This window comes from Ensifer sp. YR511, assembly GCF_900103045.1.
Classification (GTDB): domain Bacteria; phylum Pseudomonadota; class Alphaproteobacteria; order Rhizobiales; family Rhizobiaceae; genus Ensifer; species Ensifer adhaerens.
This window is the reverse complement of record NZ_FNGR01000014.1, coordinates 173874-183433: the sequence shown is the minus strand read 5'-3', so window position 1 is coordinate 183433 and position 9560 is coordinate 173874. Positions and strand designations below refer to the sequence as shown.

The window sequence follows — 9560 nt, the reverse complement described above, 5'->3', positions numbered from 1 at the left end:
CGCGGGGTGGAGCAGCCCGGTAGCTCGTCAGGCTCATAACCTGAAGGCCGCAGGTTCAAATCCTGCCCCCGCAACCAAATCAAAAAAAGCCCGCATGGAGAAATCCAGCGGGCTTTTTGACGTTTGAACCGCAGGGAACAAGCGCAAACAAAGCTAAGCGGACAGATGTAAGGGGCGGGCGCCGCAACGCGGTGAGCGAGCGTCCTTCAATCCTCATCGGGTGGAGAGGGGAGGGGGAGGTGGCGGCGTCGTCTGCTTCTATGACCGGCGTTACCCGTTTATTAAGACATACAATCGATAGTTGCTTTCATTCTTGATTCTCGCGATGGCATGAGGCTGTGCGCACCCATTCGGCAGGCAGGTGCAGGAGCGCCGCCTTTGCCGCGGAGACCCACGCGTGACCACCATATCGCCGACGAGCAACGTTGCCTTGGAAATCCTCAGGCGGACAACGGCCGAGGCCGAGGAGAAAGCCGGTTCTGCCGACAGCGCGAACAACATCCTCAAGGCCGCGAACGGCGTTTCAGCGGAGCCTGGCAGAGCAACGACGCAGGCGCAGGGTGCAATCAACAACAGCATACTGGAGCTGAAGGCGAGGGCCGACGCTTTTGTCGGCACGGCGCTGGAATTGCTGAACTCCGACCGTTTCAGATCCAACGACCCCAATGTGAAGGCAGTGCTGAAGGAAATCCTCAACGAGCAGGGTGAGATTTTCGCCGGCCGGGTCGAGGCTGAACTGCTCAACAATCCCGGTCTCAGACACGAAGAGGCCATCGCCAATGCGCTGACCGCGACGGTGCGCGGCAATCGCAGCCGTTTTGCCGAAACCGAGATCGTGCTCGGTTATAAGCTGAAAACCGCCGGCGACCAGTTGCATTATGTTGCCGATGCCGAAGGCTATAGCTCCGGTCAGTTCCTGGCGGATGCCCAGAACGAAGCGCGTATCGGTCTCGACATCGCACAAAAGGCGCGCGCCAATGCGAAGGACGATGCGGCGCTCGCGGCGGCTCTGAAGGCGGAGGAGGAAGCCGAGCGGATCTACCGGCGAACGCAGCAGTCGGTGAGTGACTGGAACGGCTATTGGACGAAGAAATTCGGCTGGCCGGAGGCCCGGTGACGGTGCGATAAGGGATCGCCGCCCGGTGACGGGATAAGACGCGATGGGCGGATCGTTGGACAGGTTGCTCCGAGCTCGACCCGAGACGCGCTTTAACGGTTTGTCTTTGGGCGCTTCACGCCCCGCATCAACGATTCCCGTGTTTCGCCTGGTATCGTTCCGGCGCAGTGATCTGCGAACGAATTCGGTGCATTAGAGGATATGCCAAGCACGTGGCCGCCGTTCCGCTCTGCCGCTTGCGCTCCAATATCTTGAATTGCCGTGCGCCGTGATCGCAAACCGCTGCGCATTTTTCCGCGACATGGTTCAGCTTCCGGCGTCGCTCTTGCCGTCGGAAGGACCTTGGCTTCTCAGCTTTCCGTGATCGCGGTCGGAAAGCCACACCCGCGTCTCATCGAGGATTTCCGTCGACAGGTCGGGATCGTCAGTCATCCGCGCCAGGATAAGCGCGCCGATCATGGCCGCAGAACTGCCGATTGCCGCGCGACGCTTCTCATGCTCATCCGTGCCCGGCGCGACCTTGCCGAACCGGGCGAACTGGCGCTTGAGGACGTCCGTCATCTCCGACCGTGCGGAACCGGGCTGGCGGCTTACCTCCGACGCAAGGGCTGCAAGCGGGCAGCCGTGGCCGAAATCGTCCCGATGCTCCGGCGAAAGATAACGTCGGGCGACGGATGCAAGATCCACCGTTAGCGGCTCGGTTTCTCCCTGCAGACCGGCCAATGTCTGCGCGATCAGATCCTCCTTCGACTTGAAGTAGCCGTAGAAGCCGCCATGGGTGAGGCCTGCCGCCTTCATGACATCAGTAACGGTGACGGATTCGAAGCCGCGCTCCCGGAACAGCTGTCCCGCCGCCTCCAGAATTGTCTTCTTGTTCTCTTCGACCTGCTTCCGGCTCACGCGCATCATCGTCTCCTGAAATTTCGATTGACAATATACATGATAGTCATCATATATCCAAATACATGATAGTTATCATGAATAAACTGAAGGAGCCCAATCGATGAGCAGGAAGCCAGTAGTCCTTGTAACCGGTGCCTCGACCGGCATTGGCGCCGTCTATGCGGAGCGATTTGCCCGTCGCGGTCATGATCTCGTTCTGGTCGCGCGCAATGCGGCGCGGCTCGACGCGCTCGCTGAGCGCCTCAAGAACGAAACCGGCGTGGCGGTGGATGTGGTCCCGGCGGACCTGACCGACGCACAGGACCTCGCCAAGGTCGAGCAGCGGCTGCGCGAAGACCGGAGCATCGGCGTGCTGGTCAACAATGCCGGGACGTCTATCCCCCGAGGCTTTCTTCAGCAGCAGAGCGAGGACATCTCGAAGCTGATCGCGCTCAACGTAACGGCAGTCACCAGGCTCGCGCATGCGGCAGCTCCGGGGTTTGCGGAGAGAGGCGAGGGGGCGATCATCAACATCGCGTCGGTCGTCGGGCTTGCACCGGAGATGGGCGCAACCGTCTACGGCGCGACCAAGGCCTTCGTGCTGTTCCTTTCTCAAGGCTTGAATGTCGAACTCGCCACCAAGGGCGTCTACGTTCAGGCGGTTCTGCCCGCAGCGACGCGCACCGAGATCTGGGATCATGCCGGCGTCGATGTCGAGACGCTCCCCGGTGTGATGGAGGTCGGCGATCTCGTCGATGCGGCGCTGATCGGCTACGATCGACGCGAGTTGGTAACCATCCCGCCGCTTCCCGATGCCGGCCAGTGGAACACCCTCGATACGGCACGGCAGGCAATGCTGCCGAATTTTGCACAGTCGTTGCCGGCCGAGCGCTATCGGTCCGCTGCCTGACCGGTCCACGCACGGAGCGGGCGTTTGGCGTCCGCTCCGAACGCCTGCACCTGCTGAGACGGTCGATGCTCGGGCCTTTCCGCTTGGGCACAGCAAGCCACAGCGTTTCCACGGTTTGCCTCAAAGGCGTTTGCCAAGCGCCCTCAGGCTGCTTAGAAATTGAGGATCAAAGATTTCGCAAGGCCGACCACTCCGTCCCTGTGCGAAAATCCTCCCTCGAAACGATGTTGATGGTGCGAGCCGATGAAAAGATTCAATCTGGGACCAACCGACCTTTCCGTTTCCTCTGCCGTTCTCGGCCTGATGCGGATTGCCGATCTCAGCGACGACGCCATAAGCCGGCTCTATGGGAAGGCACGGGACGTCGGCATCAACGTCTTCGACCATGCCGATATCTATGGCGGCGAACTGCATGCCTGCGAGCGCCGTTTCGGCGATGCGTTGCGGCTGAAGCCGACTGAGCGCGAACAGATCGTCATCCAGAGCAAGTGCGGAATCCGTCGCGGCTATTTCGATTTCTCCAAAGATCATATTCTGCAGTCGGTCGATCGATCGCTTGCGGCGCTGAAGACCGACTATCTCGATCTTCTCTTGCTGCATCGCCCGGATGCGCTGGTGGAACCGGAGGAGGTGGCGGACGCCTTCGACAAATTGCAGGCGGCTGGCAAGGTCCGGCATTTCGGCGTCTCGAACCACACCCCGCGGCAGATCGATCTTCTGAAGACCGCCGTCCGCCAACCGCTCGTCGCCAACCAGATCCAGCTCAGCATTGCGCATGCGCCTTCGGTCGCCTTCGGAATCGCCGCCAATATGGCAGGTCTCGAGCAATCGATCGATCGCGACGGGGAAGTGGTCGTCTATTCGCGCATCAACCGCATGACGTTGCAGGCCTGGTCACCGTTCCAGCAGGGTTTCTTCGGCGGCGTCTTCGTCGGCGACGAGAAGAACTTTCCGGAACTCAACCGGTTGCTGGACGAACTCGCGGGCAAGTACGGGGTATCGGCTTCCGCGATCGCCTATGCCTGGATCGCCCGCCATCCGGCCAACATTCAGGTGGTGCTTGGAACGACAAGTCCCGAGCGTTTGGGCGATATCGCGCCCGGCGCCGACATCACGCTGTCGCGCGAGGATTGGTATCGTCTCTTCACGGCGGCAGGACACGTGCTGCCCTGACCTCGTTAGGTCTGCAGACCATTGAAAAGGTCCGCTCGGATCCGAGCGGGCCTTTTATGTATTGGGGGCTGATGCGGATGGCTTAGCTGCGCGGCTTCAGGTTTTCCGGATCGTAGAGCGGCTTGTAGCCGACGCCGACGACCTCGACCGGATAGGTCTCGGCGAAGTATTCGACGTTGAGTTTGCGGCCGACCTGGCAATGGGACCACGGCAGATAGGCAAGCGCGATGTTCTTGCCGATCGTCGGGCCGAAGGCGATCGAGGTGGTGTAGGAACGGCGGCCCAGTTCATCGACCAGCACCTTGCCGGTTTCAGGATCCATCACCGGCAGGGTTCCGACCGGATAGCGCTTCACGCCGTTCTTGTCGGTATTCTCCGTCATGACGAGCGTGCAGAGCATGGCCGGCTGATGTTCGCGCGCCTTGTATTCGAGATGCTTGGCCTTGCCGCGGAAGTCCACGTCCTTGACCTTCGGGCGGGCAAGGTCGGCTTCGATGAGGTTGTACTGGGTAAGCAGGTCGGCGTTCTGCAGGCGCAGGCTCTTTTCCATGCGGCGCGAGTTCGCATAGGTTTCGACGCCGAAGGCCATGACGCCGGTCGAGCGCAGCGCGTCCCAGACGGCGAGGCCGTCCTCGTACTTCATGTGCAGTTCCCAGCCCTGCTCGCCGACATAGGAGATGCGGAAGGCGGTGACCTTTTTGCCGGCGATCTCGATCGGCTTGATCGCGGCGAAGGCGAAGTTCTCGATGTCGAGGCCCGAGGGATCGGCAACCACCTTCTTCAGCGTCTCACGGGCATTGGGACCCCAGATGCCGATGGTGATGAACTTCTCCGAGACGTCGGTGATGGTGACGTCAAGGCCGCGATCTTCGGCGACGCGGCGCATGTACTGGAAGTCGCGCGGGCCGGCGTCGGCGCCGTTCACCAGGCGGCAGCGGTCGGCCATGCGGAAGACGGTGAAGTCGGCCCGTACCATGCCCTCGTCGTCGAGGAAGTGGGTGTAGATGCCCTTGCCGATGTTGCCGTCGCCGCCGACCTTGGCGGCGCACAGCCATTCGAGCAGCTCGACATGGTCAGTACCTTCGATGTCGACCATATGGAAGTGAGAGAGGTTGACGATGCCGCAGTCCTCGCTCATCGCCAGATGCTCGGCGTTGGAGACGCGCCAGAAATGGCGGCTGTCCCACTCGTTTTCACGTACCGGAACGCGGTCGCCATACTTCTCCAAAAGGTGCTCGTTGGCAGCGTAGCCGTGGGCGCGCTCCCAGCCGCCGAGTTCCATGAAATAGCCGCCGAGTTCCTTTTCGCGCTCGTAGAAGGGCGAGCGCTTGACGTTGCGGCCGGTGGCATAGGGTTCGCGGGTGTGCACGGCGGGGTAATAGATCTTCTGCGCCGCCTCGAAGCAGCGGCCCTCGATGAACTTTTCTTCCAGCTGGTGCGGATAGAAGCGGGAATAGTCGATCGAGGCGTGGTCGATCTCGGTGCGGCCGTCTGTCATCCAGTCGGCGATCAGCTTGCCATAACCGGGGCCGTCCTTCACCCAGATGGCGACGCAGTACCACAAGCCGCGCACCTTTTGGCTCTCGCCGCAGGAGGGGCCGCCGGCGGCCGAGACCTGCAGCAGGCCGTTGAAGGAATGGCTCTCGTTGTAGCCGAGTTCGCCGAGGATCGGCGTCAGTTCCATGGCGCGCTCGAGCGGCTCGATGATCTGTTCCATCTCCAGGTCGCGCTGTGAAGGCGACAGGCGCGCCTCGTGCTTTTCAAGAATGTTGCGTGGATGGCAGAGGCGCGGATTGGTGGTCTCGTAATAGCCCCACTCGATCTGGCCGCCCTCGGTAGTCTTCGGGTCGCCGGTGTCGCGCATGTAGGCCGAGTTGCCCTGGTCACGCAAAAGCGGGAAGCCGATCTCCTTGCCGGTGCCTTCGAATTCGTTGTACGGGCCGAAGAAGGTGAGCGGATGGTCGACCGGCATGACCGGCAGGTCCTCACCGACCAATTCAGCGATCAGGCGACCCCAGATGCCGGCGCAGACGATGACGTGGTCCGCCATGATCGTGCCGCGATGGGTGACGACGCCCTTGATGCGGCCGTTCTCGACGATCAGCGACTTTGCCGGCGTGTTGCCGAAGACCTGCAGCTTGCCGGACTTTTCCGCGGCGTCGACGAGCTTGCCGGCAACCGTCTGCGAGCGCGGGATGACGAGGCCGGCATCCGGGTCGAACATGCCGCCCATGACCTGATCTTCTTCGATCAGCGGGAACATCGTCTTGATTTCAGCCGGCGAGACATAGTGGGCGCGGGTGCCGAAGGCCTTGGCGGAGGACAGCTTGCGCTTGATCTCTTCCATCCAGACATCGTCGCCGGTGCGCGCCACTTCCAGGCCGCCGATGCGGGCGTAGTGGCCCATTTTCTCGAAGAAATCGATCGAATACTGCGTCGTCCAGACCGAGAGATAGTCGTGGCTGGTGGTGTAGCAGAAGTCCGAGGCGTGTGCGGTCGAGCCGATATCGGTCGGTACGCCCGACTTGTCGATGCCGACGATATCGTCCCAGCCGCGCTCGATCAGGTGGTGCGCGATCGAAGCACCGACGATGCCACCCAGCCCGATGATTACGACTTTCGCCTTTTGCGGAAACTCTGCCATTGATTGCGACCCTAGTTGGATTGGATGCCGGATTTTAGGGCCTGATCCGCCCCGACCAGAGCCTGTCTACGACATTCTCATCAAACTGCACGACCAGAGCCGAGCATTTTGCGGTTCGCCGAACGAGAGCTGTCGAGACGGTCATGCCACTGATTTCGTGAGAAAAAGCGCCTCTCAGCGCCAATCTGATTTCATCTAGCATATCGCAAATGGCGACGCATCCGAATGCGTCATTGCGATCTACCTGCTTTCCAGTGATCGCGGCGTTGGCCACGAAAGATAATCCCATCGGGTAAGATTGACAGCGATGCATGATGTTAATAAGTTCGGTAACAGAACGAATTAAAAGAGGTCCCCGTGAACGACAGCTTGCGCATCTCCCGGAAGTTCTCCCAGCGCTCCGTCATGGAGGCGATCGTCCAGGGCGGTCCGATTTCGCGTGCGTCGATCTCGAAGCAGACCGGCCTTTCCAAGCAGACCATTTCGGAGATCGTCCGCGGCCTCGAAGAAGAGGGTTGGGTGCAGGAGACGGGGCGCACCAGCGGCCATGTCGGGCGCACTGCCGTCACCTACGAACTGGTGTGCGATGCCGCCTTCATCATCGCCGTCGACCTCGGTGGCACGAAGGTGCGCGTGGCGATCACCGATCTCGCCTGCCAGATCTTTGCCGAAGACACGGCGCCGACCGATCCGCGGGGCGGCCGCTTCGTCGTAGAGCAGATCGCTGCCATGGCCTTTGATGCGGCAGACCGACAGAAGATCGCTCGCGAGAAGATCCGGCTTGCGGTGGTAGGCGTTCCCGGCGCGCCCTGCAGCGAGACCGGCCGTGTGCTGCTTGCACCGAACATTGCCGGCTTCGACACGATGGATGTCGTCGGCGCCTTCGAAGAGGTGCTCGGTTTTGGAGCCATGCTCGAAAACGACGTCAATCTTGCCGTCCTTGGCGAAAACTGGCTGGGCCAGGGGCAGGGGATCGACAACCTCGCCTATGTGGCGCTGGGCACCGGCGTCGGCAGCGGCCTGATGGTCGGCGGCCATCTGGTGCGCGGCGTCAGCAATGCGGCCGGCGAAATGGGTTTCCTGCCGCTCGGCGCCGACCCGTTCGAGGCGGAATCGCTGCGCACCGGCGCCTTCGAGCGCGCGGTTGCCTCGCATGGCATGGCGGAACGTTACGCGGCGCTTTCGGGCAAGACCGTTGCCGTGCCCACCATCTTTGCCAAGGCAGAAGCGGGCGATGCGGCAGCGCTGACGGTGCTGGATGACACTGCGCGGTATCTGGCAGCCGGCGTTGCCGCGATTGCCGCGATCGCCAACCCGCAGAAGGTCATCCTGGGCGGATCCATCGGACTCCGGCCGGAAATGCTTGAGCGGGTAAAAGCCTTCCTGCCGCAGTGCTTCCCCTATCCGGTCAATGTGGAGACCGGTGAACTCGGCGCGCGCGCCGCGATCATCGGGGCGGCGGCGATCGGGCTCGGTCAGTTGCACAACACCCTTTTCGGGGTCGATGCGCCCGATGGCCGGATTTCGCTGCCGCGGGCAAACGTCAACGCGCTTCGGGAGGCGATGTGATGACGATGAATGACGGCTTGGTCGAACGTTTGCGAGCGGCGCTTGATCGCGAGACGGCGATTGATCTTTTTCGTGGCGCGATCGGGCGTGAGAGCATTACCGGCAACGAGGCGAATTTCGTCGCCTTTCTGGCCGAAACGATGCAGCGCCTTGGCCTGGAAGGCTTGAAAACGGCGGAGTTCCTGCCGGGTCGGCCGAACGTCTGGGCGGAGCGCAAGGGGCGCGGCAAGGGGCCACGCCTGCTGTTCATTGGCCATACGGATACGGTGCATGTCGACGGCTGGCGCGAGCATTGGGCCGGTACCGAGCGCGAGGATCCCTTCGCTGCACCGATCATCGATGGGGCGGTCTGGGGGCGCGGCTCGGGCGATCTGAAGGCAGGCATTTGCGCATCGCTGGCGGCGCTGTCGCTGCTCGACAAGTCCGGCGTTGCGTTGGCCGGGGACGTGGCCTTTGCCTTCGTCGGCGACGAGGAAAGCGGTCAGCCGGGGACCGGTGTCTCCGCCGGTATCAAGGATCTGGTCGAACGCATCGAGACCGGTGACATCGTCCGTCCGGACTTCGTCGTCTATGTCGAGCCGACACGGCTTTCGGTTTATCCGGCGCAGATCGGATTTTTCATCGCCGACATCACGATTACAGGCAAGTCCGCCTATTTCGGCGTACCCGAACTCGGCAAGGATGCATTGCGCGCCAGCCACGCGGCGATGTCGGCTCTCTGGAAACACTCCGACGAGATCGCCGCGCGGGCCGAGCACAAGCTGATCGGTCGCAGTTTCCTGCTGATCACCGGCCTTGCCGGCGGCGGCTACATCGCCGTGCCCGAGCGTTGCACGCTGTCGCTGATCCGCAAACTGTTGCCAGGGGAATCGCTGGACACGGCGGCGGCCGAGATCGAGGTTGCGGTGCGCTCGGCGATCACCGATCCGGAAATCACGGTCGAGTTTTCCTATCCGGCCGGCCGCGACCATGCGCTTGGCGGCACGGCGGCTGAAATCGACGAAACGGCGGGCGAAGTCGGTGCGCTATCAGCCGCCATGGCCGAAGCGATGGCTGGGCGCGGCGTCATCGAAGGCGCGCCCTTCTGGTCGGAATCGCCATTCTTCGTCAACCGCTTGGGTGTGCCTGCCGTCTATTGCGCGCCCGGCGACATCCGCAATTGCCATACCTACGAGGAACGGGTCGAGGTGGAGGAATACCTCGCCGGGATCGTCGGATTTGCCGCCTTCATGGCGCGCTACTGCGGCGTCATGGACTGAACTGCC

At 62.1% G+C, this 9560-nt stretch carries 7 protein-coding genes and 1 tRNA gene; 6 read left to right on the top strand and 2 right to left on the bottom strand.

Going from position 1 to position 9560, the window contains the following annotated elements:
- Both BLU15_RS23000 and BLU15_RS22995 read left to right on the top strand, forming a co-directional pair.
- Window positions 1-77 (top strand) — tRNA-Met (locus BLU15_RS23000).
- A 320-nt stretch (window positions 78-397) separates the two neighbouring features.
- Window positions 398-1117, top strand: coding sequence for a hypothetical protein (locus tag BLU15_RS22995; RefSeq protein ID WP_090298324.1), 720 nt, complete (start codon window positions 398-400; stop codon window positions 1115-1117).
- Between the two features lie 306 nt (window positions 1118-1423).
- Here the strand turns inward: BLU15_RS22995 and BLU15_RS22990 are convergent, their stop codons facing one another.
- Window positions 1424-2023: a TetR/AcrR family transcriptional regulator gene (locus BLU15_RS22990; protein ID WP_089045823.1), complete on the bottom strand. Its 600-nt coding sequence runs from the start codon at window positions 2021-2023 to the stop codon at window positions 1424-1426.
- Window positions 2024-2120: 97 nt separating this feature from the next.
- Between BLU15_RS22990 and BLU15_RS22985 the strand changes: the two genes are divergently transcribed.
- Together BLU15_RS22985 and BLU15_RS22980 are read left to right on the top strand one after the other, a co-directional pair.
- The gene (locus tag BLU15_RS22985; RefSeq protein WP_060520324.1) at window positions 2121-2909 is read left to right on the top strand and encodes an SDR family NAD(P)-dependent oxidoreductase; all 789 of its coding nucleotides are present in this window, start codon (window positions 2121-2123) and stop codon (window positions 2907-2909) included.
- A gap of 243 nt (window positions 2910-3152) precedes the next feature.
- Window positions 3153-4082: an aldo/keto reductase gene (locus tag BLU15_RS22980; RefSeq protein WP_089045824.1), complete on the top strand. Its 930-nt coding sequence runs from the start codon at window positions 3153-3155 to the stop codon at window positions 4080-4082.
- An 82-nt stretch (window positions 4083-4164) separates the two neighbouring features.
- On the opposite strand, the gene BLU15_RS22975 is transcribed toward BLU15_RS22980, so the two are convergent.
- Window positions 4165-6726 carry a GcvT family protein gene (locus BLU15_RS22975; protein ID WP_090298321.1) on the bottom strand — a complete coding sequence of 854 codons (2562 nt, stop codon included), beginning with the start codon at window positions 6724-6726 and terminating at the stop codon, window positions 4165-4167.
- Window positions 6727-7083: 357 nt separating this feature from the next.
- On the opposite strand from BLU15_RS22975, the gene BLU15_RS22965 reads away from it, so the two are divergent.
- Both BLU15_RS22965 and BLU15_RS22960 read left to right on the top strand, forming a co-directional pair.
- A complete protein-coding gene (locus BLU15_RS22965) occupies window positions 7084-8295 on the top strand; it encodes an ROK family transcriptional regulator (RefSeq protein WP_034798940.1) in 1212 nt (403 codons plus the stop codon).
- A complete protein-coding gene (locus BLU15_RS22960) occupies window positions 8295-9554 on the top strand; it encodes a M20 family metallopeptidase (RefSeq protein WP_090298316.1) in 1260 nt (419 codons plus the stop codon). The genes BLU15_RS22965 and BLU15_RS22960 overlap by 1 nt, the downstream gene beginning before the upstream one ends.
- Window positions 9555-9560: the final 6 nt, after the last annotated feature.

Bases quoted from the DNA above. Each gene is read 5' to 3' on its own strand.
- BLU15_RS22985 (WP_060520324.1), top strand. From the start codon at position 2,121: ATGAGCAGGAAGCCAGTAGTCCTTGTAACCGGTGCCTCGACCGGCATT.
- BLU15_RS22980 (WP_089045824.1), top strand. From the start codon at position 3,153: ATGAAAAGATTCAATCTGGGACCAACCGACCTTTCCGTTTCCTCTGCC.
- BLU15_RS22975 (WP_090298321.1), bottom strand. From the start codon at position 6,726: ATGGCAGAGTTTCCGCAAAAGGCGAAAGTCGTAATCATCGGGCTGGGT.
- BLU15_RS22960 (WP_090298316.1), top strand. From the start codon at position 8,295: ATGACGATGAATGACGGCTTGGTCGAACGTTTGCGAGCGGCGCTTGAT.
- BLU15_RS22990 (WP_089045823.1), bottom strand. From the start codon at position 2,023: ATGCGCGTGAGCCGGAAGCAGGTCGAAGAGAACAAGAAGACAATTCTG.